Annotated in this window: 25 protein-coding genes and 1 pseudogene; 13 read left to right on the forward strand and 13 right to left on the reverse strand. The window is 68.7% G+C overall.

From position 1 onward, the window contains the following. The first annotated feature begins 132 nt into the window (after positions 1-132). Positions 133-771 carry an RAD55 family ATPase gene (locus RJT68_RS05700; RefSeq protein ID WP_407039407.1) on the forward strand — a complete coding sequence of 213 codons (639 nt, stop codon included), beginning with the start codon at positions 133-135 and terminating at the stop codon, positions 769-771. A gap of 79 nt (positions 772-850) precedes the next feature. Continuing rightward, complete coding sequence (locus RJT68_RS05705; protein ID WP_407039408.1) at positions 851-1,267, forward strand: CoA-binding protein; 417 nt, start codon at positions 851-853, stop codon at positions 1,265-1,267. A 172-nt stretch (positions 1,268-1,439) separates the two neighbouring features. Here the strand turns inward: RJT68_RS05705 and RJT68_RS05710 are convergent, their stop codons facing one another. Both RJT68_RS05710 and RJT68_RS05715 read right to left on the reverse strand, forming a co-directional pair. After that, positions 1,440-2,420 carry a PLP-dependent cysteine synthase family protein gene (locus RJT68_RS05710; RefSeq protein WP_407039409.1) on the reverse strand — a complete coding sequence of 327 codons (981 nt, stop codon included), beginning with the start codon at positions 2,418-2,420 and terminating at the stop codon, positions 1,440-1,442. A gap of 177 nt (positions 2,421-2,597) precedes the next feature. Then, complete coding sequence (locus RJT68_RS05715; RefSeq protein ID WP_407039410.1) at positions 2,598-2,972, reverse strand: DUF5798 family protein; 375 nt, start codon at positions 2,970-2,972, stop codon at positions 2,598-2,600. 234 nt (positions 2,973-3,206) lie between these two features. On the opposite strand from RJT68_RS05715, the gene RJT68_RS05720 reads away from it, so the two are divergent. Both RJT68_RS05720 and RJT68_RS05725 read left to right on the forward strand, forming a co-directional pair. Continuing rightward, positions 3,207-3,776, forward strand: coding sequence for an NUDIX hydrolase (locus RJT68_RS05720; RefSeq protein ID WP_407039411.1), 570 nt, complete (start codon positions 3,207-3,209; stop codon positions 3,774-3,776). A gap of 162 nt (positions 3,777-3,938) precedes the next feature. Next, the gene (locus RJT68_RS05725; protein ID WP_407039412.1) at positions 3,939-4,268 is read left to right on the forward strand and encodes a DUF7853 family protein; all 330 of its coding nucleotides are present in this window, start codon (positions 3,939-3,941) and stop codon (positions 4,266-4,268) included. Between the two features lie 240 nt (positions 4,269-4,508). On the opposite strand, the gene RJT68_RS05730 is transcribed toward RJT68_RS05725, so the two are convergent. Then, a complete protein-coding gene (locus RJT68_RS05730) occupies positions 4,509-4,838 on the reverse strand; it encodes a hypothetical protein (protein WP_407039413.1) in 330 nt (109 codons plus the stop codon). A 137-nt stretch (positions 4,839-4,975) separates the two neighbouring features. Next, complete coding sequence (locus RJT68_RS05735) at positions 4,976-6,016, reverse strand: zinc-binding dehydrogenase (protein ID WP_407039414.1); 1,041 nt, start codon at positions 6,014-6,016, stop codon at positions 4,976-4,978. A 131-nt stretch (positions 6,017-6,147) separates the two neighbouring features. On the opposite strand from RJT68_RS05735, the gene RJT68_RS05740 reads away from it, so the two are divergent. Next, complete coding sequence (locus tag RJT68_RS05740) at positions 6,148-6,852, forward strand: 5-formyltetrahydrofolate cyclo-ligase (RefSeq protein ID WP_407039415.1); 705 nt, start codon at positions 6,148-6,150, stop codon at positions 6,850-6,852. A 502-nt stretch (positions 6,853-7,354) separates the two neighbouring features. After that, on the forward strand, positions 7,355-8,068 hold the full coding sequence (locus tag RJT68_RS05745) for a hypothetical protein (RefSeq protein WP_407039416.1): 714 nt from the start codon (positions 7,355-7,357) through the stop codon (positions 8,066-8,068). Between the two features lie 31 nt (positions 8,069-8,099). Here RJT68_RS05745 and RJT68_RS05750 read toward each other — a convergent pair whose 3' ends face one another. From RJT68_RS05750 to RJT68_RS05785, 8 genes and pseudogenes are all read right to left on the reverse strand, one after another. Further along, a complete protein-coding gene (locus RJT68_RS05750; RefSeq protein WP_407039417.1) occupies positions 8,100-8,306 on the reverse strand; it encodes a hypothetical protein in 207 nt (68 codons plus the stop codon). Between the two features lie 98 nt (positions 8,307-8,404). Further along, positions 8,405-8,647 (reverse strand): annotated as a pseudogene (locus RJT68_RS05755) (DUF892 family protein); the annotation flags it as partial. A gap of 154 nt (positions 8,648-8,801) precedes the next feature. Further along, positions 8,802-9,605, reverse strand: coding sequence for a diphthine--ammonia ligase (locus RJT68_RS05760; protein WP_407039418.1), 804 nt, complete (start codon positions 9,603-9,605; stop codon positions 8,802-8,804). A gap of 73 nt (positions 9,606-9,678) precedes the next feature. Then, the gene (locus RJT68_RS05765) at positions 9,679-11,106 is read right to left on the reverse strand and encodes a DUF373 family protein (protein WP_407039419.1); all 1,428 of its coding nucleotides are present in this window, start codon (positions 11,104-11,106) and stop codon (positions 9,679-9,681) included. 145 nt (positions 11,107-11,251) lie between these two features. Then, positions 11,252-12,247, reverse strand: coding sequence for a signal peptide peptidase SppA (gene sppA / locus RJT68_RS05770; RefSeq protein WP_407039420.1), 996 nt, complete (start codon positions 12,245-12,247; stop codon positions 11,252-11,254). A 347-nt stretch (positions 12,248-12,594) separates the two neighbouring features. Then, on the reverse strand, positions 12,595-13,476 hold the full coding sequence (locus RJT68_RS05775) for a coiled-coil protein (RefSeq protein WP_407039421.1): 882 nt from the start codon (positions 13,474-13,476) through the stop codon (positions 12,595-12,597). A 243-nt stretch (positions 13,477-13,719) separates the two neighbouring features. Then, positions 13,720-15,645 (reverse strand): glycoside hydrolase family 2 protein, encoded by a 1,926-nt coding sequence (locus tag RJT68_RS05780; RefSeq protein WP_407039422.1) that lies wholly within the window; start codon positions 15,643-15,645, stop codon positions 13,720-13,722. A 151-nt stretch (positions 15,646-15,796) separates the two neighbouring features. Beyond that, a complete protein-coding gene (locus RJT68_RS05785) occupies positions 15,797-16,879 on the reverse strand; it encodes a tubulin/FtsZ family protein (protein WP_407039423.1) in 1,083 nt (360 codons plus the stop codon). A 203-nt stretch (positions 16,880-17,082) separates the two neighbouring features. On the opposite strand from RJT68_RS05785, the gene RJT68_RS05790 reads away from it, so the two are divergent. From RJT68_RS05790 to RJT68_RS05800, 3 genes are all read left to right on the forward strand, one after another. After that, positions 17,083-17,508: a DUF5791 family protein gene (locus RJT68_RS05790; protein WP_407039424.1), complete on the forward strand. Its 426-nt coding sequence runs from the start codon at positions 17,083-17,085 to the stop codon at positions 17,506-17,508. A 90-nt stretch (positions 17,509-17,598) separates the two neighbouring features. Further along, positions 17,599-18,489 (forward strand): SDR family oxidoreductase, encoded by an 891-nt coding sequence (locus RJT68_RS05795; RefSeq protein ID WP_407039425.1) that lies wholly within the window; start codon positions 17,599-17,601, stop codon positions 18,487-18,489. A 92-nt stretch (positions 18,490-18,581) separates the two neighbouring features. Beyond that, positions 18,582-19,772, forward strand: coding sequence for a DHH family phosphoesterase (locus RJT68_RS05800; protein ID WP_407039426.1), 1,191 nt, complete (start codon positions 18,582-18,584; stop codon positions 19,770-19,772). A 48-nt stretch (positions 19,773-19,820) separates the two neighbouring features. On the opposite strand, the gene RJT68_RS05805 is transcribed toward RJT68_RS05800, so the two are convergent. After that, entirely contained in the window at positions 19,821-19,991 is a 171-nt protein-coding gene (locus RJT68_RS05805) for an HVO_0758 family zinc finger protein (RefSeq protein ID WP_407039427.1), read from the reverse strand. 140 nt (positions 19,992-20,131) lie between these two features. Here RJT68_RS05805 and RJT68_RS05810 point away from each other — a divergent pair, with 140 nt between their 5' ends. The 4 genes from RJT68_RS05810 to RJT68_RS05825 all read left to right on the forward strand — a co-directional run bounded on the left by RJT68_RS05810 (position 20,132) and on the right by RJT68_RS05825 (position 23,580). After that, positions 20,132-21,256, forward strand: a complete 1,125-nt coding sequence (locus RJT68_RS05810; protein WP_407039428.1) for a glycosyltransferase family protein — start codon at positions 20,132-20,134, stop codon at positions 21,254-21,256. 33 nt (positions 21,257-21,289) lie between these two features. Beyond that, on the forward strand, positions 21,290-21,868 hold the full coding sequence (locus RJT68_RS05815; protein WP_407039429.1) for a DUF7109 family protein: 579 nt from the start codon (positions 21,290-21,292) through the stop codon (positions 21,866-21,868). A 184-nt stretch (positions 21,869-22,052) separates the two neighbouring features. Next, complete coding sequence (locus RJT68_RS05820; protein WP_407039430.1) at positions 22,053-22,640, forward strand: NUDIX hydrolase; 588 nt, start codon at positions 22,053-22,055, stop codon at positions 22,638-22,640. A gap of 151 nt (positions 22,641-22,791) precedes the next feature. Then, the gene (locus tag RJT68_RS05825; protein ID WP_407039431.1) at positions 22,792-23,580 is read left to right on the forward strand and encodes a DUF7388 family protein; all 789 of its coding nucleotides are present in this window, start codon (positions 22,792-22,794) and stop codon (positions 23,578-23,580) included. The last annotated feature ends 33 nt before the right edge of the window (positions 23,581-23,613 follow it).

Below are 23,613 nucleotides of genomic sequence, written 5' to 3' on the forward strand. Positions count from 1 at the left end.
GAAAACGTGACATCGAACGGGGTTGTAATCACAAGTACTATAAGCTGGATGCCGCATCTACTTACCATACGCCGGCGGGTGGTGGCGCACCCAGCGGTCGGATCGCGGCTGAGATGGATGTGAGAATCTGGCATGTACGACCTCGCAGATGTCCTTCCGGACGCGGAACTAGCCCCCGGGACGAACGTCCTCATCGCGGGCCCGCCGCTGACCGGGAAGCGCGACATCGCCTTCGACGTTCTCGCTAGCGGTGGCGAACGGGGGGACGGAACGATCGTCGTGACGACGAAAGACAGCGCTGACAAGGTGCTGAACGCGTTCGACGACCTCCTCGGCGGAGACGCGTCCGGCGCGAACATCGGCGTCGTCGACTGCGTGACGAAACAGCGGGGGATCGGCACGGTCGACGACGACCCCCGTGTCAAGTACGCCTCATCGCCGGTCGACATGACCGGTATCGGAATCAAGCTCTCGGAGTTCCTCCAGGAGTTCTACGAGGATCGGAGCCTCACCGAGAACCGGGTGCTGCTCCACTCGGTGTCGACGCTGCTCATGTACTCGAACCTCCAGACGGTCTTCCGATTTCTCCACGTCTTCACCGGTCGGATCCAGAGCGCCGACGCCCTCGGCGTCTACGTGATCGACTCGACCGCCCACGACGATCAGACGATGAACACGCTCAAACAGCTGTTCGACGCCGTCATCGAGATCGAAGAGACGGCCGACGGGGACGGGGAGCCGACCATCCGCACCGCCGGGTTCTCCGCTTGATCGAGCGACGCCCCCTCTCTCGACACCGGCCGACACCGACGCCGCGGGAGCTTTAGGCACCGGCCCCGTAGCCGCGACCATGCCCGTCGAAGACGACGAGACGCTCAGAGAGATCCTCGAGTCGAACGCGGAGACGATCGCCGTCGTCGGTTGTTCGCGCACGCCGGGGAAGGCGGCCCACGACGTGCCGAAGTACCTCCAGGACAACGGCTACGAGGTGATTCCCGTCAACCCGAACGCCGACGAGGTTCTGGGCCGACGGACCGTCGACTCGCTCACTGACGTCGAGGAGGAGATCGACCTCGTCTGCGTGTTCCGTCCGAGCGACGAGGTGAGCGGCATCGTCGACGCGGCGCTCGAGCGCGACGACGCGGACGTGATCTGGACGCAGAAGGGGATCCGCGACGACGACGCGGCGGCCCGCGCGGAAGCCGAGGGCCGAACGGTCGTCCAGGATCGGTGCATGATGGTCGAACACCGCCGGCTCTTCGCCTGACGGTCCGGTGCGTTGACGGGGCGGCGGCCGAGTCGGTGTTCGGCCGTCGTACGCGATGCGGCGAACAGCGGACGTTAGGCGACGAATGGTGGGTTCGACGTGACGAACGGTAGATCCGCGGGTTTCGTCCGCCTATCGGCGACGGGCTTACCGATCACCGAGTCGGCCGAGCTCAGTTCTCCCACTCCTCGAACGGCCGGTAGATCCCCTTGGAGAGGTACCGTTCGCTCGAGTCGGGGAACACCGTCACGACCGAGTCGTAGGGTGCGTCGATCTCCCCGTCGGCGATTCTCTGGGCGACCCGCCTGGCGGCGATGCTTGCAGCGCCGGCGCTCGAGGCGACGAGGTGCCCTTCCTCGCGGGCGAGTCGCTCGAGTTCGTCGTGTGCGGCGCGGTCGGAGACCGCGTACACGTCGTCGACGAGGGCGGGGTCGAACAGCGCGTTGGTCTCGGGCTCGTGGGTGCCGATCCCCTCGATCTTGTACTCGCCCTCCTCGCGTGCTTCGCCGAGGAACTCCCCGTAGAGCGACCCTTCGGGTTCGACGGCGACGACGTGGGTTTCGGAATTCTGCTCGCGGGCGTACCGCGCGATCCCCATCAGCGTGCCGGCGGTACCGCAGCCGGCGACGACCGCCCCCACGTCGCCCTCGAGGGCCTCGTAGATCTCGGGGCCGGTCGTGGCGTAGTGGGCCTCCGCGTTGAGCGGGTTGGAGAACTGCTGGGGGACGACGGCGTCGTCGAGTTCCTCCGCGAGGCTGTGGGCGCGGTCGATGGCGCCCTGCATTCCGTCCTCGGTGGGCGTGTTGATCACCTCCGCGCCGAGGGCTCGCATGAGCTGTTGCTTCTCGAGGCTGAAGCGTTCGGGGACGACGAACACCGCGTCGACCCCCAGCTGGCCCGCGGCGATCGCGAACCCGATCCCCGTGTTCCCCGCCGTCGGTTCGATCACCGTCCCGCCGGCCGGCAGATCGCCCCGTTCGAGCATCCGTTCGAGCATGTACCGACCGATCCGATCCTTGACGCTGGCGCCGGGGTTGAACGTCTCGAGTTTGGCGTAGATCGGGACCTCGGCGGGGGCGTCGTGGATACGAACGAGCGGCGTCCGCCCGATCGTCTCGAGCACCGAGTCCACCGGTCGCTCGTGGGTCGTCATCGTGCTGGCAATTGTTGCCCCCGTTGTTAGCTGTTGCTATCGCCCTACTCGAGCGGGAACAAACGAAAGGCACCTTCTGAGCGCCCGGCTCGGTCTGCGCGGTTGGCGCGGCTGGGGGCGGACGGTGTGAGTGCGGTCCGCACCGGCAGCGACGGCTCGTCGCGGGGACCGACGATCTTACGCTTCCGGCTCGGTCGACTCGGCGGCGTCCGACGACTCGGCCGAGTCGACGGCGTCGGCCGGTTCGGAGTCGACGTCGCCAGCCGCTTCCTCGCCGTCGGCGGGTTCGGCGTCGTTTGCCGCATCGACGTCGTCGATGGCCACCTCCGCGAGGATCTCCTCGCCGTCGAGGCCCTGCTCCTCGGCGATCGCGAGCAACAGCGCGCGCTGCTCGGTGAGCTGGTGATCCATCCGCCTAACCGTGTCGTGGGTGTCGTCGACCTCCTCCTCGAGGTGGAAGATCCGCTCCTGGAGCTCCTGGACCTGCCTGTACATCTGTTCCGCGCGTTCCGAGAGACCTTGGATCTTCTTCGCGGTGCTTCCGAGTCCCATACGAAGTGGATGTGTCGTCCGCCTAATGGGCCTTTTCCTCTCCCCCGCGTCCTGAGGCGGACGACGGCGCGTAACGGGTCCGTCGAACCGCCGCGCGCCCGGTTCGAGGAACACCTCACGCGAGCCTCCGGCGCGGAGGTGATCGGCTGACGGTCGCTCGCGTCGGCCCGACGTGGTCGCCGGCGTCGGTTCGACGGCGATACTGGTTTGACCCCGTGCTCCGATTGTGAACGTATGGCCTCCCAATCCACCGATGCAGACGGATTAGCGCACGAGAACGCGAAGCAGAACGTCGTCGCCGTCGACGCCGACGACACCGAACGCGGACTGGTCAACCGCCTCGAGGCCCACACCGGCGACGGGATCCGCCACCGCGCGTTCACCGCGCTGGTCTTCGACCGCGACGACAACATCCTGCTCGCCCAGCGGGCGCCGAGCAAGCGCCTCTGGGGAACTTACTGGGACGGGACCGTCGCCTCCCACCCCGTCCAGGGGCAGAGTCAGGAGGAGGCGACGCGGGAACGACTCGAGGATGAGCTCGGCGTCACGCCGGACCAGTACGAGGACCTCCGGCTGACCGATCGCTTCGAGTACAAGCGGTACTTCGAGAACGCGGGCGTCGAACACGAGGTCTGCGCCGTGTTGAAGCTGACCCTCGTGGACACGACGCTCGAGCCCGACGAGGAGGAGGTCGCCGGGCTCATGTGGGTCCCGTACGAGCGGTTGTACTCCCACCCCGAGTGGTACCGCCAACTCCGCCTTTGCCCCTGGTTCGAGATTGCGATGCGCCGGGACGTCGCGTGATCGCCCCCGGCGTCGCGCTCGCCGTCCGTCAGCCGCCAGTCGGACGGCCGTCGGACGTTTTCATCGGCGACCGAAACGACGTATGCTATCAAGCAACAATGCTTATTACACCCCTATCCGTAGCGTCGCGTGTGGACCGACAACCCCGGTCCGTGTGACGAAATGAGTTCCACTCCACCGGAAACCGAGACGTACGACGTCGAGCTCTCCCGCGACCAGCGGTGGATCGTCCACCACGTCCTCACGAAACGGCTCGAGTACGCGGCTGACAACGACGAGACGCCGCCGACGTGGGTGCTCGAGGTACTCGAGACGATCGAGTCCGGTGGAACGACCATCACGGCGAACCAGGGTCGACGGCTCTACGGTGCGATATCGGACTACGTCGACGACGGGGGGACTCCGGAACGGGACGTCTCCGACGGTTCGGCCGCGCTGGACCACCTGAAAGCCGCGCTCCCGGACATCCAGGACGGACCGATCGAACGCTAAGCGACGCGTCGCTCCCCTTCTCTTCGACGGCTCGGTTCACTCCCCCAGCGGCGGCTCGAGCGATCGAGTTTCTCGATCCTCGGGCGAATGTTCGATTCGACTTCGTCTCGAGCGACCCGTCAATCGGGACGGTCCGGACACACGAGGGGGTCGTCGTTCGACGACGACCCGGCCGAACGAAACCGGACACGAGTGTGCGGAAGAAGGACCGGTCGGCTCGGAGTCGATCGGGGGGATCGGTCAGGGTCTCGTCGTCGCCCAGACGGCGGTCACCGCCAGGAGAAACGCCGGAACGAGCGGAACGATCAACAGCGCGAAGCGGTACCCCTCCCCGCCTGGAGGCATCAGGATGATCAGCGCCGGCGCGACGAAGAACGCCAGCACGATGACGCCGACGAGCGTCCAGCCCCGCCAGTCGAACTCGCGGTCGACCGACGACGGGTGGACCGGATCCGCACCAACCTCCTCCGACGACGATTGCACGTCACCGTCGTCGTCGCCGCGACGCTCGCCGTCGGCGTCGAAACCCGACGGATCGTGGACGTAGCCGCCGTCGTCGCTCGAGGTCACGATCGTACGTTTCGACCCTGGCGGCAAAGCGGTGACGATTCGGACCGTCGGCGCGACCCCGGGCGAACGTCGGCCGTTCGCCGTCGTAAAATCGGGTTCGGCGATTCGACCTCGAGGGACGGCCCGTCGACCGGGGGTTACAGTTCGCTATCGGGGACTACGACGACCTTGCCGAAGCCCTCGCGGTCCTGCAGCATTTCGTGTGCGCGCGCGGACTCGCTCATCGGGAGGACGTCGCGGACGGCCGGCTCGAACGTGCCGTCCCAGACCAGTTCCATCACGTCGTCGACCTCGCCCGGGGTCGCCATCGTCGAGCCGATCACCTCGAGTTGGTTCCAGAAGATGCGGTTGACGTCCGTCTCCGGGTTCGGACCCGTCGTCGCGCCGCAGGTGACCAGCCGGCCGCCCTTCGCGAGGCTCCTGAGCGAGTCCTGCCAGGTGGCCGCCCCGATGTGGTCGACGACCATGTCGACGCCGCGACCGCCGGTCTCCTCGCGGATCCAGCCCGCGAAGTCCTCCTCCTCGTAGTTGACGACGTGATCGGCGCCGAGATCCTCGGCGTGCTCGAGTTTCTCCTCGCTGCTGCCGGTCGCGTACACCTCCGCGCCGGCGTGGTCGGCGATCTGGACGGCCGCGTGACCCACGCCGCCGCTCGCGCCCAGCACGAGGACGGACTCGCCGGCGGTGAGGCCGCCGCGGTCGATCAGCATGCGCCAGGCGGTCTGGAAGACGAGACACGAGGAACCGGCGACCTCCCAGTCGACGCCCTCGGGGACGGGGATCAGGTTGTCCTCCGGAATGGCGGCGTACTCGGAGTGGATCCCCGGGACGTGCTCGCCGATGATGTGGAACGAGACGCAGCGTGCGGCGTCGCCGTCCCGGCAGAACTCGCACTCGCCGCAGTTGACCCCCGCCGCGAGGGCCACGCGGTCGCCCTCCTCGAACCGGGTGACGTCCTCGCCGACCTCCTCGACGATCCCCGCGCCGTCGCTCCCCGGCACGTGGGGCATCTCGAGGTCGACCCCCGGGAGGCCGCGGCGGACCCAGACGTCGAGGTGGTTGAGCGCGGCGGCCTTCACGTCGACCAGGACCTCGTCGCGCCCGACCTCTGGATCGGGGTGTTCGCCGTACTCGATGACGTCGGTATCGCCGTGCTCGGTGATCTTGACTGCCTGCATACGAGAGCAATCGGAGAGACGACTCATAAAAGTGGGAGACCGAGTCGAATTCGCCGGTAAAACCGAACCCGAGTCGGCGTCCGCCGTCGAAACGCGAACCACTGAACTGCCGGGGGTCCGTTAGCCCACCCATGGACAAACAGGCGATTCGCGAGCGGATCTGGGACGACCTCGAGGAGTCCGGCGTCGCCCGGTTTCCGTTTCCACCCCACGGCCGCATTCCGAACTTCGCGGGCGTCGAGGCGGCCGCGGACCGACTGGCGGAACAGCAGGAGTGGCGGGAGGCGGAGACGATCAAAGCGAACCCGGACGCGCCGCAGTTACCGGTTCGAAGGCGCGCGCTGCGCGAGGAGAAGACCGTCTACGTGGCCGTCCCCCGACTCCGGGACGAGCGGTGTTTCCTCAGGCTCGACCCCGCCGAGATCCCGCCCGAGGACTACGACGAGGCGACCACAGTCTCCGGGTCGGCCGAACACGGCGTGCAGGTCGGCCCCGACGAGGTCGAGCCGATCGACCTGATCGTCTCCGGGAGCGTCGCGGTGTCGGAGTCGGGCGACCGAATCGGGAAGGGCGAGGGGTACAGCGACCTCGAGTACGCCGTGCTCCGGGAGTTCGGCCTGGTCGACGGAGAGACGCCCGCGGCGACGACGGTTCACGAGCGGCAGGTCGTCGACGAGGCGTTCGACGCGGGCGCCCACGACGTCGTCATGGACCTCGTCGTGACGCCGGACCGCGTCGTTCGACCCCAGGGGAAAGGGAAGCCGGACGGACTCGACTGGGCCCTCCTCGACGAGGAGCGACTCGAGGAGATTCCCGTGTTGAATCGGCTGCGGTGACCGTCGGTCGAGCCTCGAGCCTGTCAAGCTCCGGTTGTACTCGAGACCGTCAGAGCGCTCGCTAGAATTCGGACGTCGGAAAACCGCAGGGTGCAACGCGAGCCGGTGGGGGTGGGCCCGCGTCGCCAAACGGGATACGGCAATGGTGGGGGAAGGGTGCTGTGGTGGGGTTGCTGGAAGTCACGGGATCGACAAGGCGTGGTAGCCTCGGTGGTGGGTGTGCCCGTCGACCTCCATCGATCCCTAGCCGCGACACCTACTTGAACGGTGGAGACGGTATAGGGTTCTTATCCCGAATTCAGCCGGACTTTGATCGGATTTAATTCGACGAAATCGCGCTCGAGACCGTTCATACCCTTCGATTTCCCGATCAAGTCCGAAAACCAACGGAATCGGGGTCGCCGACGGGTGAATCCGTCGGTCGTCCGCGCGACGTGATCGTCGCGGCCGGAATGGTCGATACACCTTTACGATAACAGTGTGTTGATCGTCATCGAGTTTCATGCCCGACGCACAGGACGCGCTCGAGCGGTTCGCCGTCGGGGTCCCGTACGAACCGCTGGCCGCCGCGTTCCTCGAGTTCGACCGCTGGACCGGGGACGATCCGGTGTTGCTGCTCGCCGAGGCGGCCGCGTCGACGACCGGCCAGTCGTTCCTCGGAGGCGTGAAACCGACCGTCGAGCGGTTTCGCGAGTCCTTCGTCGATACGGGACGCGTGGAATCGGTGGCCGATCTCGCGTCGATCGATCGCGCCGACGACGACCTGATCGACGCGTTCGGCGCCCGACGGAAGCGTCACGTCCTCTGCGAACTCGCGCGCGTTCTCGCGGAACGACCCGAGTCGGACGACCTCGAGTCGATCCGGTCGTGGGCCGCCGAGGCCGACCCGTACCGGTACGAGGACGATCCCGTCGGTGCGATCTCCGGCGTCGGTCCCTCGAGCTTCCAGTTTCTCAGGCAACTCGCCGGCGTCGACACGGTCACGCCCGATCCGACCGTGACGCGGCTGCTCGAGTCCCTCGAGGCGGCCCTCGGCGAGCCGACGCTCGAGCGGGCGACGGACGACGACCTCCGGACGATCGCGGCCTGCGAGTGGCTCGCCGCCGTCACCGACTATCGACTCCTCGAGATCGACCGCATCGCGTGGTGGACGTTCACCGACGCGGACGAACGCGAGGCCGTCTGCTCGATCCACCGGATCGCGCTCGAGCAGTGAGAAGAAGGGTCGATCCCCGATCAGATCTCGTTCAGCGACTGGAGACGGCTCGTCGCATTCTCCGCCTCCGTTCGCGTCGTCTCGAGCGGCGCGGTGACCTCGGGGGTAGCCCGAGTCGGTCGGCCAGCGTGAGCAGCGTCTCGAGTTTCGTGATCTCGAGGCGCTCGACGGCCGTCCCGAGTTCCGTCTCGACGAGGTCTCCGTGGACGGGCTTTCGAATGTCGTCGACGGTCGCCACCCGGTCCTCCACGAGTCCCTCGAGCGCGGCGCTCTCCCGGTGCTCGGATCGGCGTCGATAACGTCGAATATCGCCTCGAGACGCTCGAGCCGGTCCGCGGTCGTCTCGCTGTGGGACAGGAAGTACTCTTCCAGCTCCTCGTCGGTGGCGTCGCCGGCCAGTCCCGACCGGAGGTCCTCGAGTTCGGACTCGATGTGGTAGAGCTCCCTGAGTTTGCGGACGAACAGATCTCGCTCGGATTCGATCGTGTGAGCTCGCCGAAAGGCACACGCCGGCGGCGGAAAAGGATTCGACTTACACTGACATGGACCCGACCGCCGGGTCGACGGTGGTCCGCCGATCGGTCGAACTCCGCCGTTCGACCGGGTCTTCCGTCCGTACTGAGCGTCGACCGTTCACCGGTCCACCGTCCTCACGGAGCGCTTCGGCGTCACCGACGACGTTGAGTCGACCGTGCCCCCGTTTCGTTCGTCGAACCGAAGGCGCCGTCCGAGTTCACTCCAACCGCGCGTCCGTGACCCGAAGCCGGCCCCTCGTCCCCTCCCACTCCGTCTCGTACTCGAGGTCGATCCGCCGATCCATGTGCGGGCCGTCGACCACCAGCGTCTCGAATTCGCCGCCTTCGCCCAGTACGTGGACGCCGTACTCCTCGTTCAGCGCCTCGAGGTCCGCGAACGCCTCGCGATCGAGCGTCCGGCCGAGCCACGACTCGTCGAGTCCGCGGGCCGCCACCTGGACGATCACGATTTCGAAGCCGGCCTCGAGCATCTCGTCGGCGAGTTCCCGCGGATCGCGCCGCCAGAGTGGCGCGAACAGGTCGCAGCCGAGTCGTTCGCACATCCCCTCGATGCGACTCGTCTGGTACTCGCTCTCGACGGCGCCGGCCGTGACGCCCGCGATGCCGCCCGTCCCGTCGCGCTCGAGTTCCGCGTCCAACTGGACGAGCGCAGCCTCGAGAGGCTCTATTTCCGCGTCGCCCTGGCTGCCGGAGTCGGTCGCGGCGTCGGCCTCGAAGTCATCCGGTTCGACGTCGAGCAGCGGGATGCCGACGCTCTCGGCCGCCAGCGCCGCCAGCTCGGTCGCCGGCACGTGGTACATGTACGAGTCGCCCGTCGGGTGAACGGTGACCAGCCGCTCGACCGGGAGGCTACGCTCGAGCGCGCGGTAGAGCGCCCACGAGGAGTCTTTGCCGCCGGAGAAGAGACTCACCCACGCGCCGCGCTCGTTCCCGTCGGCGTCGTCGCCGCTTCCGTCGGCTGGGGCGCCCTCGTCCGCCTCTGCGTCGCTCGGCTCGGACATATCTGAGGGTGCGCACGCCGGGATAAATGGGTGACGAGTCTCTCCGACGACTCGACTGCCGGTGGACGGCGGATCAGGACCGATCGGTACGCTCGTTCCCGTCGTCGTACTCGTCCGACGAGTCGCCAGTTCGGTCCGAGTCGGCGTGGTGCTCGGTCGCGTCGGCCCGACTCGAGGCGTCGGCGTTCCGCTCCGAGGGTGAGCCGCCGTCGGTCACCTCGGATTCGCTCCCGGGTTCGGGCCCCCTCGATTCCCTCGCCGCGTCGCGGATGCCTGCGTCGGCGCCGAACGGCCGCGTCGACGGGTGGCCGTCGGACGACGGAACCGCCTCGAGGTCGTCGGCGTTCGATTCCCCCTCGACGTCGTGGGTTCCCCCGTCCCCGACCGTCGTCCCGCTGAACCTCGAGGCGATTCGCGCGCCGATCAGGCTCACGACGAGCGCAGCGACGACGAACAGGGCGAGGCGCTCGCCCGTCGCGACCTCGAACCGCTCGACCGCGAAGGCGCCGAACTCGATCGCGGGTATCTCCAGCGGATCGACCACGCCCTGCTGCTCGAGGAAGTACGCGGAGAAGCCCCGGACGACGAGACCGACCGCGACGCTGATGAACGGGAGGTTGAGGTAGGACGCCCGGAGCGGGTCCTCGCGGATCAGTTCGTCGAGCAGGCGGCCGGCGCTCGCGGTGAGCGCGGCTACCGCCAGCCACGGGACGCTGTCGAAGGCGAACCACATGGCGGGGACGAACACGCTCCGTGTGTCCTCGAGGTTCGAGACGCCGAGTCCGCCGGCGAACAGGCCGGCGAGGGTGAGTCCGGCGGCGACGACGTAGGTGACGACGGACACCTGCCCGGAGTACAGCGACTCGCGGGCCTGGTGGGCCACGCCGGTCATGATCTCGTCGATGTTGAACCCCTTGTAGAGGAGGAAGAGGCCGATGACGGTGGTGATCGCCGCGGCCCCCTCCGCGGGGCTGGTGACGGTCGCGAGCACCGGGAACACGAGCAGCGTCAACCCGATGGGGACGAGGATCGTCTGCCGGAGCTCCTCGTCGGCGAGAAACTGCTTGAGGAGGTAGTACGTCGACTCGATGTCGCGGGCCTGTCGGACGACGACCCGATCGACCGAGTCGACCCGGACGCGGCTCTCGACGACCGGGACGAGTCGCTCGTCCTCGGCGCTGTCGATGACGACGACCGCCGAGTCGGGGTCGTACTCCTCGATCAGGTCGTCGAGCTGGCGGGCGACGGCCCGGTCGGCCGAGACCATCGACTCCCGGTCGCCGGAGACGACCGCGACGATCGCCTCCTCGTTCTCGTCGCGGAGGTCCTGGGCGACCCGGAGGGTCTCGAGCAAGGTGTTCACCCCCGAGTCCTCCGGATCCGCGAGGCCGACGTCGGTCACGAGCGCGCGGACTGCCTCCCAGCCGACGATCGGCGAGCGGAGTCCGGTTCGCCGCCCGACGTCGTCGGTCCGGTCGAGACAGACGACCAGCGTTGTCACGGTATCCGATCCATTCTGGGGAACGATAAAACCACTTACTCGTTCGACCGAACGACGGTGCTCGTACCGACCGTCGACGCGGGTGGGTCGCCGGCGGGTACACGGCTGATCGGTGTGCGGTGCGGGTGTGGGTTGCCGACGCGAATCAGAACCGCAGCCGGAATTCTCGGTCGTCGACGACGCCGGACAGCCCCGCCCCGAACGCGTAGGCGACGGCTCTGGCGCCGCCGCCAACGCGCTCGACGAGGGGCGTCGACGGCCGGAACTCCTCGACGGCGACCTCGTCGACCCCCAGTCGCTCGGCCAGCGCCTCCTCGACGTCGCGCCGGGTGCCGAGTTCGTCGACGAGGCCGAGTTCGATCGCCCGCTCGCCGAGGTAGACCCGGGCTTCCGTCTCGCGGATCAGCGACGGCTCGAGGTCCCGCCCCTCGCTGACGCGCTCGACGAACTCCCCGTAGAAGTCGTCGATCAGGCCCTGGAGGTACGCCCGCTCGTCGTCGCTCATCTCCTTGAGCGAGTTCCCGGCGTCCTTGTACTTCCCGGCGGTGAACCCCTCGTAGCTGAGGCCGACCTTCTCGGCGAGGTCGCTCGCGTTCACCCGCGAGCCGACGACGCCGATCGAGCCGACGATACTGGCGTCCCGCGCCCAGAGTTCGTCGCAGCCGCTGGCGATCCAGTAGCCGCCGCTCGCGCAGACGTCCGTCGCGTAGGCGATGGTCGGCCCGTCGAACCGCTCGGCGGCGCGCTTGATGTCGTCGCTCGGGACGACCTCGCCGCCGGGCGTGTTCAGCTTCACGAGCAGCGCCCGCACGTTCTCGTCCTCGTTCGCGCGGTCGATCTGGTCGACGACGCCGTCCGCCGGCGTCGCCCGCGGACTCGAGGGGAGCGGTCCGCCGCCGCCACGGCGCGTGATCGGCCCCTCGATGGCGACCTCGGCCACGTCGTACGATGGGAACAGCGAGTCGGCGATCGAGCCGGCGATGCGGACGCCGACCGCGACGACGGCGACGACGAGCACCGTCCCGAGCAGTTCCGCGAGCGAGTCGGGAAACTCGACGAACAGGACGTAGCCGGCGGCCGCGAACGACAGTCCGCCGCCGACGACGATCAGCAGGCGTAGATACCCCTTACCTCCGTCCATCGACTCCACCTCGACCTCGGAGTCGGCGTCGACGCGAACCGCCGCACCGACGCGGGTCTCGACGTTCCGTTCGACCTCGATCCATGCCGAGACGTGTGCGTGCGTCCCGGATAAGCGTTGACCTCTCGGAACCCGCGATCGGGGGAGCCCGCGTCGCGACCGGCGTTCGCTCGACCGATCGACGGGGCGGCGGCTCGGCGACCGGTGAATCCGCGAATCCGGGGCTCTTCGGTTCGAGGTTACGGCGTCGACCCGAGGGACTCGAACCGGTCAACTGAAACCGAAACGGAACGCGACGCGCACACCGCAGAAAGATAGGACCGAAACGGACCGCAGTCGAGAACCGCTCAGAGCAGCCCGGTCTTCTGGAGCTTCATCAGGTCCTCGGTGTCGAGGGTCTCGCCTTCCTTGAACTTCTGGTAGATCTCCTCGGCCTCGGCGCGGGCTTCCTCCTTCTTCTTGTCGCGGGCGGACTTGCGCTGCTTCTCCTCTTTCTTGTCCATCTCGCGCAGGCGCTTCTGGACGCGGACGAAGTCCTCGTGGTGCTGGTCGGCGGCCTCCTGGGCTTCGACGAACTTCTCGTGCATGTCGTCGGCGTCGTCGCGGACGTCGTCGGCCTCGCGATAGGCCTCGATCATCTTGTTGTGGTGCTCCTGGGCCTTGTCCGCGAGCTCGGTGACCTTCTGGTGGTGCTTCGAGGCCTCCGAGCGGACCTCCTCGGCCTCCTCGACGAGCTCCTCGAGGTCCTCGTTCTGGTCGAGCTTCTCCTTGCGGTCGGCGTACTCCTCGCGCTTTTGCTCGATCTTCTCGATGAGCTCGCGCTCCTCCTCACTCGAGAGGACCTCGGTCTGCTGTTTGAACTCGAGCTGCTCGATCTCCTCCTCGAGCTGCTCCATGTCCTTTCCCTCGTCGAGCTCCATGTCGGATTTGAGCTGTTCGACGCGGTCGAACAGCTCGTTGGCTTTGGCGTTGAGCTCGTTGCGCTGTTCCTTGTGCTCCTGGACCTTCTCGTTGAGCTCGTCGCGCTTCTCGCGGTGCTCCTGGGCCTCGTCGACCTTCTCGCGAGTCTTCGCGTTGAGCTCGTCGCGTTTGGACGCCCGCTCGGACGCCATCTGGTTCAGCTCGTTTCGCCGGTCTCGCAGCTGACCGGCCATCTTGATGAGCTGCCCCTTCGATTTGTTCTCGAGATCCTCCTCTGTAAGTTCGATGTTCTTCGATTCGTCTACCATGTGTTAGTAAACCCTCTGTGCCATACCCGCACCGGTTGCAGCGTCCGCTGGCGACCTGCGAAACCTCGGTGAATAAGATTTCCTGTCATCGATCGTCGAGCGATACGCGCCACACCGGTGGCGTTCTGGTATCGATAACTACTGGCGCGCTTCATTTAAATGTACCGGTCCCAAAACCCGTGGAAATCGTTAGCAGGGCCCCGATTCGTCCGTGTCTCGTTCTGCCACGGATCGGGGGAGTACTTATAACTCGTACCGATTGAACGTCGACGTCGACCCGATCTGAACCTCGAGGTCGACGCGCGTCGCGTCCGACGGAATCTCGACCGTTCCCGCGTGGGTCGTCTCGTGCGGCCCGACCGCGACCGTCGTCTGCTCCGTGACGTCTCCGGCGCGCCAGCCGACGGTCACCTCCCGCTCGACCGCCGTGTCGTTGACCAGCACCACGTCCGCGGAGCCCGACCCCGACGGATAGCGTTCGAGCACCGCCTGGACGGGCGCGTACGCGTCGGCGAGCGCCCGGTAGGCGGGTTTCTCCTCGCCGTCGTCGGTCAGGACGCCGAATCCGCCGCCCGGCGTCGGATCGCGGAGGGGCGTCGAGACGATCACGCCGGCCCCGCGCCGCCTGAGCGCCTCGGCCACCGTCTTCGTCACTCGCGTCTGGTACCGGCGGGAATCCTCGGCGTCGTCGACCCGCCGCTCGAGGAGGGCCGCGTCGACTCCCGGAATCGCGCCCGGATCGACGTCGTCCGAGGCGAGCGACGGCGTCCCGAAGCCGGCGACGAGCGTCCCGAGCGAGGGGTACCGCTCGAGGAGCCACTCGACGTCGTCGGCGGTCAGGTACCGCCACCCGAGCGAGAGCGTCGTCGCGTCGGCGCCGATCCCCGGCGGACCGACGAGCGGAACGGCCGGAACGCCGTCGGGGAGCGCCTCGGCGACCGCGTCGGCGGACGATCGGTCGAACGACGCGCGCCAGGCGCGGTAGCGGAAGGCGAGTCGCGACAGGAACCCGCTTCCGATGGGGTTCTCGTACGGGTCGACCGGCACCTCCCTGACGCCCACCAGAGCGAAACTCGGGTGGTGACCGTACGTCGAGGCGATCGCCGAGGCGAGTTCGCGCCCCCGGTCGACCTCGGGGTCCGTCCCGCCGGTCGGGAGCTCCTGCCAGACGAGCACGCCTTCCTCGTCGCACGCGCGGTAAAACTCCGGCCGGCCAGCGGACGCGCGCGTGCGAAGAATCGTCGCGTTCGCCTCGACCGCTCGCTCGACGTCGTCGACCGGGTCGGCACCCGGGTACCGGGCGAATCCGCGGGCCCGAACGGGCCGGCCGTTGACCGCGAGTCCGTCCTCGTCGAGTCGGACGGTTCGGAGGCCGACGCGGCGCTCGAGCGCGCCGTCGCCGAGTTTCGCTCGGACGGCGTACAGTCGCTGGGGGCCGTAGCCTCGGGGCCACCACGGCGACGGATCGCGGATCTCGAGCGTCTTCGAGAGGGTCGCCCGCTCGCCCGCGTCGAGTTCGACCGGGAGCCGTTCCATCGTCGCCCCGCCGGAGAACCCGTCGGGGCGCATCGAGAGGGTCACCGACCCCGCCACCCCGCGCGCGGTGTCTATCTCCATATGGACGTCGAGTTCGGCGGATTCGATCGACCCGTCCGCGTCCGTCTCGACGCGCGGCGTAACCTCGAGGGTCCGGAGGATCGTCGCCGGCCGGACCTGCAGGTTGGCGTCCCACCAGCGTCCGGGAACGGTAACGCCGGCGTCGTCGCGTCGTTTCCGTTCGCCGGCGTCGCGTCCGGCGGACCCCGTCGGCTCGCAGACGACGATCAGTTCGTTGTCCGTCGGTTCGGGCTCGAGTTCGATCGTCTTCGGGACGAAGTGCGGATCGAGGGCGGCGACGCGCGTCCCGTTCGCCCAGATCGTCGCGCGATCGTACGCGCCCGCGCACTCGAGAAACACCCGTTCGTCGGAATCCGCCCGCGGATCGTCGAACGTCGTCCGGAAGGCGATCGGATCGTCGGGTCCCGCGAACTCGCCCGGGCCGTCGGGGACGGCGACGGGGTGCCACTCGTCGACGGGCGGCGGCCCGTCTCCCGCCCGGGACGGTCCCCCGTCCCCGTCATCGGTTACGCTGGCGGAGTCGACCACTCCGCCGGTCCACTTCTCGACCATTACCACTGACCACTGAACGCGAAAGAAATAGCTGTTCCGCCGATCGCGAACTGCCGTCTCGAATCGGCGCCTCGCCGGTCTCGGACCGTCGCCATCTGCGGGGCTCGAGGTGCGTGCCGGACGATTTCCCCGCTTCGAAACGGGCGACGGGTCAGAAGAGGTTCTCGAGGCGGTCGTCGCTGAACTGCTCGACCGGATCGGCCCGCTCGGTCTCCTGCTGTCGGTTCGCACGCTTCGCACGCTCCACGAACGCCTCGATCCGCTCGGAGCGCTCGGCGCCGCCGAGCAGGACCAGCGCGGCCAGCCGGTCGCTCTCGAGCGGGAAGTCGCCGCCGCGGACCCGCGTGCTCCCGAGTTCCTCCTCGAGCCAGCGTCGGGCGCGCTCGACGCCTTTGCGCGGGGTGGCCTCCGGACGGCCGGCGATCACGAGCAGCGCCGCCTCGGCGTCAGCGGCGTCGGGGAGGCTGGTCCCGGTCAGCAGCGCCTGCCGCGAGACGCTCATCGCGACCCGGACGTTCTCGGCGCCGTCCTCGCTCGCGACCTCGCTGGCGTAGCCGAGCGCGGAGACGCCGCCGGCGCGGAGGGTGTTGATGACCTCGCTCGAGTCGACGACACTTTCGCCGACGCCCTCGACGGCCTCGCCCGCCGCGAAGAGGAGACCGACGCGCTGGGCGACCTTCGCGTTGATGGTGTCGAACGCGCCCTCGACGCTCTCGCCCTGCTCGTGCCAGGCGTCGTTGTCGACGAGGAGCGTCGAGTCGGCCTCGCGGATCAGCGTCTTCAGCGAGCGGCCCGCGTTGGCCTGGTAGAGCGCGCCCTCGTTCCGACCGGGGAGGACGCCGAGGGCGTAGACGGGCACGTCGTAGACGCGGCTGAGGTGGTGGACGAGCACGGGCGCGCCGCCGCTGCCGGTGCCGCCGCCGAGGCCCGCGACGACGAAGATGGCCTCCGCCGTCGACGTGACGCGACCGTCGAGCGCGCCCAGCACCTGCTGGATATCCGATTGCATGATCTCGGTACCGAGTTCGTTGTCGCCGCCGACGCCGTGGCCGTTGACGCGGTCGGCGCCGATCAACTGCGTATCGACGTACTCGAGCGACTGGAGGTCGGGTTCCGCGGAGTTGACAGCCAGCGCACCCTGGATGGCGTTGTAGCCCATCTCAGCGTCGAACCGAGCGAGGCGCTCGGTCACCTTCCCGCCGGCTTGCCCCACTCCGATCAGGGCTACCTTCATCGGAACTGAGTGTGTGCGCCCCCCAGATTAACGTTGTGTTCTCGCGAACGCGTTCTTCAATCAGAGCCGATCGACGCTGGAACGGACGGCTCGACCTCGGCGTTTCCCGAAATCGACGACCCGCGTGCCGTCGACGCGGCGGGGCTCCGGGTCCGCCGCCGTCGATGACAACCCATTTGGGCCTCATCGTCTTCGGTCGAGGTATGTTCTACGACCAACGGACGACGGTGCCCGACGCTCCGTCGGACCTCCGCGAGGAGTACGAAGCGGACCTCGAGGCGGCCGTCGAGGACGTCGGCCTCGAGGCGGCCGCGGCGGAGACGGACGTCGACGAGGAGCGACTCGAAGCCCTGCTCGCGGGCGACTCCCCCGAACTCACCCTCGAGGAGGCCGCCCGGATCCAGTCGCTCGCGGAGGGCGAACCGGACCCGGTGACGATCGAGACGATGGCGACCGAACACCTCCTCCTCGGAATGTCGACGGCCGTCCTCGACGTCGAGGCCGTCGAGAGCGAACTGAACGGGGACTTGGAGGCCAAGGAGATCCAGCAGAAGATCGAGCGCCGGGCGCCGATGACCCTCGAGGAGTTCGCTCGGATCCAGTGGGTGATCGTCGACCGATCTCCCTGACTAGAGTCGTTCGACGGCGTCCGGATTCGCCCCACTGAGTGCGGAGAGCGGTGCCGTTATGCGGATCCGGCCGCAAGTCGAAACCGAGAGATGGAGGCCGCTATTCTGGGCTGCGGATACGTGGGGATCGAACTCGGACGGCAGTTGACCGAGCGGGGGCACGACGCGATCGGCGTCCGGCGCTCTGAGGCGGGCCTCGAGGAGATCGAAACGGCGGGCTTCGCGGGGGTACGCGCGGACGTGACCGACGCGGACGCCCTCGAGGCGGTCCCCGACGTCGACGCGATCGTCTTTGCGGCGAGCAGCGGCGGGCGCGGCGCGGAGGCGGCCCGCGAGGTCTACGTCGACGGGCTCCGGACGGCGATCGAGGCGTTCGGCACGCGCGAGTCGCCGCCCGATCGACTCGTCTACACCTCCTCGACGGGCGTCCACGGCGACCACGGCGGCGACTGGGTCGACGAGGAGACGCCGATCGAGCCGACCACCGAGAAAACCGAGGTGCTCGCCGAGGCCGAGCGCATCGCGCTCGAGGAGCCCCCCGAATACGGGTACGACGGGACGGTCGCCCGTTTCGCGGGCCTCTACGGGCCGGACCGGTACCGCCTCGAGCGCTACCTCGAGGGCCCCGTCACGGAGGGGTACCTGAACATGGTCCACCGGGACGACGCGGCGGGGGCCGTGCGGTTTCTGCTCGAGGCGGACCTCGCTCGCGGGGAGGTCGTTCAGGTGGTCGACGACGAACCGGCCCCGAAGTGGAACTTCGCGGACTGGCTCGCCGAGCGGTGCGACCGCGAGCGCCCGCCCAAGCGGACGAAGGCGGAGCGCCTCGAGGCGGGCGACCTCTCGGAGGCCGCGAAGCGGCGGATCCTCACGAGCAAGCGGTGCTCGAACGCGAAACTGCGGTCCCTCGGGTACGAGTTCACCTACCCGACGTTTCGGGAGGGATACCGGGACGCGATCGAGGCGTATCGGACGGGGTAATCCGCCTACCGGCGGTCGACGAACCGGCTATCGGGCGCGTTCGACGGTCCACGAGGGGGAAATTTCTTGGTGATACGTTATGATTCACAGCTATGAACGTGCGGCACCCGCCACTCAGCAGCGCGTCCGCGCCGCGGCCGCTGCAACTCGAGGGAGTCAGGGACGTCCTCGAGTCGACGGAGCCGCTCGTTCTCTCGCTGCTCGTTCTGGCGCTCGTGGCGGTCGTACTGGCGGTGTGGTGGCTCGTCCGCTGGCTCCGACGGCCGCCGGGCGTGCGCCTCCAGCGCGTGCTGGCCGACTACGACGAAGTGACGGTGTTGATGCACCCGAACCCGGATCCGGACGCGATGGCGTCCGCGATGGCGGTCGAAGCCATCGCCGACACGGTCGACACTGCAGCCACGCTGAAGTACCCCGGCGAGATCCGCCACCAGGAGAACCGCGCGTTCCGGACGGTGCTCGACCTCGACCTCGAGACGATCGACGCGAAATCCGATCTCGAGACCGAAGCCGTGGTGCTGGTCGATCACAACACGCCGCGCGGGTTCACGGGCGCCCAGTTGGTCGAACCGCTCGCGGTGATCGACCACCACCCGGGTAACGGCGCGGGGACGGAGTTCACCGACGTCCGCACGGACTACGGCGCGACGGCGACCGTCCTCACCGAGTACCTCCGCGAGATCGGCGCGTCGATCGCGGGCGACGATCCCGGCGCCGAGATCGACGTCACGGAGGAGTTGGCGACGGGCCTCGTCTACGGCATCCAGTCGGACACGAACCACCTGACCAAGGGGTGTACCCGGGCGGACTTCGAGGCCTCTTCGTTCCTCTTCGACGGGATCGACGAGGACCTGCTCGACCGGATCGCCAACCCGCAGGTCAGCGACGACGTGTTGCAGACGAAGGCGACGGCGATCACGGAAAAGCGCGTCGAGGGCGCGTTCGCCGTCTGCGACGTCGGCGAGATCAGCAACGTCGACGCCATTCCGCAGGCCGCGGACGAACTCATGCACCTGGAGGGGGTGACCGCGGTGGTCGTCTACGGCGAGCACGACGGCACCGTCCACCTCTCGGGCCGTTCGCGCGACGACCGGGTCCACATGGGCGAGACCCTCCGGCACGTCGTGAGCGACATCCCGATGGCGAACGCCGGCGGCCACGCCCGGATGGGCGGCGGACAGCTCTCGATCGATCACATGACCGGGATCGGTCCCTCGAAGGGGATCGACAAAACGCAGTTCGAAGAGCGGCTTTTCGCGGCGATGGCCGGCGATCGCTCGTGATGCTCGTTCGGTCCGGTTCCCGTACCGCGGTCCGTGACGGACGGGACGTTAGCGAATCTCCTTCCACTCCGCTTCGCAGTCGGGACAGGTCCGGATCGTGGTGATCGTCTCCGGGTCGTTCTCCGTCTTCAGCGGCTTCTCGCACTCGGCGCAGACGAGCCTGTCGTAGGTATCCTTCTCGAGTTCGCCCTGTCGGAGTGCCTTCCGGACTGATTTCATGATGCCGTCCTACGAAGGTGGGGGAGAAAAAGCCCGGTGCTTTTTCGACCGCCGAGCCGGGCGCAGACTGGTTAGGTAGTTGATCAGTCGGCGCTGCCGGAGTCGCCGTCGTTTTCACGGTTCGCTCGAACACTCCACCGATGGAATACGTGCAGGAGCGGATCACCACGCTCCACGACCTCCGCGGCGCGCCGGCCCTCGAGGGCGTCGAGCCCCGCCTCGAGGAGACCGCGGTGGTCGTCCCGATGACCGACCGCGAACACGGGGGTCTCGCGGCCGAACGGGTCCTCGCGGAACTCGAGGCGGTCGAGCCCGGGGCCGTCTACGTCCCCGTCCGGGCCGCACCGGATCGGATAGCGGCGTTCCGCGAGTGGCTCGAGGCGTTCGACCTCCCGCTTTCGGTCCTCTGGTGCAACGCGCCGGGGGTCGAACGCCTGCTGTCCGACGCCGGCCTCTCGAACGGCTTCGGGAAGGGGCGGGACGTCTGGCTCGCGCTCGGCCCCGCCGCGGCGGCCGGCGAGTGTATTGTCGTTCACGACGCCGACGCGCGCAGCTACCGCGGCGAACACGTCTCTCGGCTGCTCGCCCCCTTGACGATGGGCTTTCACTTCTCGAAGGGCTACTACGCGCGCGTCGAGGACGGCCGCCTCTACGGGCGGCTCTTCCGGCTGTTTTACGAACCGCTCGTGCGCGCGGTCACGGCCGCCCACGACGCCCCCATCGTGGACTACCTCGGCGCGTTCCGCTACGCCCTCGCCGGCGAGTTCGCGCTCACCGCCGAGCTCGCGCGACGGCTCCGCCCGCCGCGCGCCTGGGGGCTCGAGGTCGCCACGCTCGGAGACGCGTTCGACCACGCGGGGGCGTCGGGCACCGCGCAGGTCGATCTCGGCCGCCACGAGCACGACCACCGGGCCGTCGGCGGCGAGACCGGCCTCGAGGGGATGAGCCGCGAGGTCGCCGCCGCCCTTCTGCGCGTCCTCGAGGAGCACGGCGTCGACCTCGAGTACGAGACGCTCCCGGAGCGATACCTCGTCGTCGGGGACCGCCTCGTGGAGCAGTACCGTACCGACGCGCGGTTCAACGGCCTCGAGTACGACGCGGCGGCCGAACGGACCCAACTCGAGCGGTACGCCGCGTCGATCCGACCGCCCGCGGGAGACGACCGGCTGCCGCGGTGGACGGCGGCCCCGTTCCGACCAGAGGACGTCGTGCGGGCCGCGCAGCCGTGGATCGGCGGCCGGATCGGACGGAACGCCGGAGACTAAAGACTAATCTGACCGCCCGCCGTTGTGGCGCGCATGGACGCGACCGCGGACGAACTTGCCGGCGTGGTCGACCTCTTCGGGGGGTTGACGCGGGCGGAACTCGAGCGCGCGCTCTCGGAGATCGCGTTCCGGGCAGACGGCAAGACCGTCGACGAGGACGCCGCCGCCGCGGCGATCGAACGCGCCCTCGAGTCGTTCGCGCTCGTGCGGTACGATCGGACCGCGATCGACGTCGACGCCGGCGATGCCGGGGAGCGAGTGACCGACGGCGGGGACGCCGGAGCGGCCGAGGGCGGCGGTGAGGCGACGGAACCGTTGCTGGTCGCCGGACCGACGGCTTTCCCGACGGTGCCCGACCACGCGGAGGACGTCCCCCACATCCTCGATATCGGACACCGGCGGATCGACCGAGAGGCCCTCGGCGATACCGCCGAGACGCAGTTTTCGGCCACGGTCGAGGAGGCGCTCGAGGGCGACGGGGACGACGCCGGTGACACCGATTCCGAACGCCTTCGCCACCTCCTCGACGTCAGCTACGACTTCGAGGCGTGGGCGCCCGTGGACCTGAGTGCGGAGCGAACCCGCCTCGAGACGGCCCTCGAGTCCGCGTGACGGCTCGCGAGGCCGAACTCGTGACGCACCCTGTGCGTGCGCGAACCCGCGCTCGCGTTCGGCGCGGGACCGATCGAGCGGGTCGACCGAAACCGAGATCGACGGACGAAAGAGGATGCGGGTGCGAGCGTCCACGAACGAGCACGCGAACGCGACCCGCGGAGCGGACGAGTGAGCACGCACCATGACCCGGATGAACCTCGACCCGGTGGCCGACCACGATCCCGCCGAGATCGACGACGAGCCGTACGACGCGGCCGTCCTCGCGCCGGTCATCGACCGGGACGGCGAGGACCACCTCCTGTTCACCCGCCGGGCCGACCACCTGGGGGAACACCCCGGACAGATGAGCTTCCCCGGCGGTGGCGCGGAGCCCGTAGACGAGTCCATCCTCGAGACGGCCCTGCGGGAGGCCGACGAGGAGATCGGACTCCGACCCGACGAGGCGGATGTCGTCGGCCGGCTCGACGACATCCGGACGATCAGCGAGTACGCCGTCACGCCGTTCGTCGCCCGGGTCCCCGACCGGGAGTACGACTACGACGACGCCGAGGTCGCGGAGGTGGCGATCCTCCCGCTGTCGGGCCTGCTCGACCCGGACAACTACGAGTGGGAACACCGGGATCACCCCTACTACGGCGAGATCGTCGTCCACTACTTCCACGTCGGCGGCTACACCGTCTGGGGGGCGACCGGCCGGATCCTGGTCCAGTTGCTCGAGTTGACGACGGACTTCGAACCGCCGATGCGGGTCGACCGCTCGCAGTACTAGGCCGGGCGCGGCGAGGATCCGGGTTCGTCAGGTTTTTGCCGACCCGCGGTTCACTCCTCCCATGGTCGCACAGACGATGGATCGAGTTCCGAACCGCTTCTGAAGAGCTCGGAGTCGCTGAAGCCGCTCCCGTCGTGCGAAGTGATCGTCGATGTTGACAGGAACCCACGCAGTCGCCCGCGCAGGACTGGACGCCGTCGCCCTCAAACCCGCCGAGTGCGCGGTCTCCGAGGCCGCGGCGCTCCCGGTGGACGCGATCGCGATCGACTACGAGGGTCGCGAGCACCTCCCCGACCCGGGGACGCTCGAGGCGCTGGCCGCTGACACGGACGCCGACGTCCTCGTCACGACGCCCGTCCGCGCCGACGGCTTCGACCCGCTCGGCGACGACTCGCTGCTCGACGACCTTCCCGAGTCGGTCGGCCGCGTGCTCGTCGCGGGCCACCCGGCGTACCTGACCGACGAGGAGCGTACGCGGGCCGTCGCCCCCAGGCTCGGCGCGGCGCTCGAGGACGACCCCGACGCGTGGGTCGGCACCGAGAGCGTCGAACGGGTCGCCATGGCGACGGGCGCCACCCAGTACGATCTCCTCACGCGGACGACCGATCGCGAACTCCGCGCGCTCCGCGCGGCGGGCTTCGACGGAGATATCGCGGTCTACGCGCCGACCGTTCTCACGGACGACGAGGACGCCGTTCTGGACGCGCTCGGCCCCTACGTCGCCCGACGCCGCCCCGTCGCCCGCGCCCTCCCGGACGGCGCCGCCACCGACGCGGCCGCGACCGGCCGAGCGCGCGAACTCCTCCTCGAGGCCGCGTCGGACTACGCCCTCGTCGGGACGGAATCGCGGGTTCGAGAGCGGATCGAGGGCCTCAGGGAGGCCGGCGCGACGACCGTCGTCGGCTACCCGGCCCGCGGACTCGAAGCGTTTCTCGAGTGACGAACGCTCGACGCCGACGCCCGGCGCCGTTCA

This window comes from Halovalidus salilacus, from assembly GCF_031852275.1.
Classification (GTDB): domain Archaea; phylum Halobacteriota; class Halobacteria; order Halobacteriales; family Natrialbaceae; genus Halovalidus; species Halovalidus salilacus.

Coding starts and splice junctions, on each gene's coding strand:
- RJT68_RS05700 (WP_407039407.1), top strand. CDS start 133: ATGTACGACCTCGCAGATGTCCTTCCGGACGCGGAACTAGCCCCCGGG.
- RJT68_RS05705 (WP_407039408.1), top strand. CDS start 851: ATGCCCGTCGAAGACGACGAGACGCTCAGAGAGATCCTCGAGTCGAAC.
- RJT68_RS05710 (WP_407039409.1), bottom strand. CDS start 2,420: ATGACGACCCACGAGCGACCGGTGGACTCGGTGCTCGAGACGATCGGG.
- RJT68_RS05715 (WP_407039410.1), bottom strand. CDS start 2,972: ATGGGACTCGGAAGCACCGCGAAGAAGATCCAAGGTCTCTCGGAACGC.
- RJT68_RS05720 (WP_407039411.1), top strand. CDS start 3,207: ATGGCCTCCCAATCCACCGATGCAGACGGATTAGCGCACGAGAACGCG.
- RJT68_RS05725 (WP_407039412.1), top strand. CDS start 3,939: ATGAGTTCCACTCCACCGGAAACCGAGACGTACGACGTCGAGCTCTCC.
- RJT68_RS05735 (WP_407039414.1), bottom strand. CDS start 6,016: ATGCAGGCAGTCAAGATCACCGAGCACGGCGATACCGACGTCATCGAG.
- RJT68_RS05740 (WP_407039415.1), top strand. CDS start 6,148: ATGGACAAACAGGCGATTCGCGAGCGGATCTGGGACGACCTCGAGGAG.
- RJT68_RS05745 (WP_407039416.1), top strand. CDS start 7,355: ATGCCCGACGCACAGGACGCGCTCGAGCGGTTCGCCGTCGGGGTCCCG.
- RJT68_RS05760 (WP_407039418.1), bottom strand. CDS start 9,605: ATGTCCGAGCCGAGCGACGCAGAGGCGGACGAGGGCGCCCCAGCCGAC.
- sppA (WP_407039420.1), bottom strand. CDS start 12,247: ATGGACGGAGGTAAGGGGTATCTACGCCTGCTGATCGTCGTCGGCGGC.
- RJT68_RS05775 (WP_407039421.1), bottom strand. CDS start 13,476: ATGGTAGACGAATCGAAGAACATCGAACTTACAGAGGAGGATCTCGAG.
- RJT68_RS05780 (WP_407039422.1), bottom strand. CDS start 15,645: ATGGTCGAGAAGTGGACCGGCGGAGTGGTCGACTCCGCCAGCGTAACC.
- RJT68_RS05785 (WP_407039423.1), bottom strand. CDS start 16,879: ATGAAGGTAGCCCTGATCGGAGTGGGGCAAGCCGGCGGGAAGGTGACC.
- RJT68_RS05790 (WP_407039424.1), top strand. CDS start 17,083: ATGTTCTACGACCAACGGACGACGGTGCCCGACGCTCCGTCGGACCTC.
- RJT68_RS05795 (WP_407039425.1), top strand. CDS start 17,599: ATGGAGGCCGCTATTCTGGGCTGCGGATACGTGGGGATCGAACTCGGA.
- RJT68_RS05800 (WP_407039426.1), top strand. CDS start 18,582: ATGAACGTGCGGCACCCGCCACTCAGCAGCGCGTCCGCGCCGCGGCCG.
- RJT68_RS05805 (WP_407039427.1), bottom strand. CDS start 19,991: ATGAAATCAGTCCGGAAGGCACTCCGACAGGGCGAACTCGAGAAGGAT.
- RJT68_RS05810 (WP_407039428.1), top strand. CDS start 20,132: ATGGAATACGTGCAGGAGCGGATCACCACGCTCCACGACCTCCGCGGC.
- RJT68_RS05815 (WP_407039429.1), top strand. CDS start 21,290: ATGGACGCGACCGCGGACGAACTTGCCGGCGTGGTCGACCTCTTCGGG.
- RJT68_RS05820 (WP_407039430.1), top strand. CDS start 22,053: ATGACCCGGATGAACCTCGACCCGGTGGCCGACCACGATCCCGCCGAG.
- RJT68_RS05825 (WP_407039431.1), top strand. CDS start 22,792: ATGTTGACAGGAACCCACGCAGTCGCCCGCGCAGGACTGGACGCCGTC.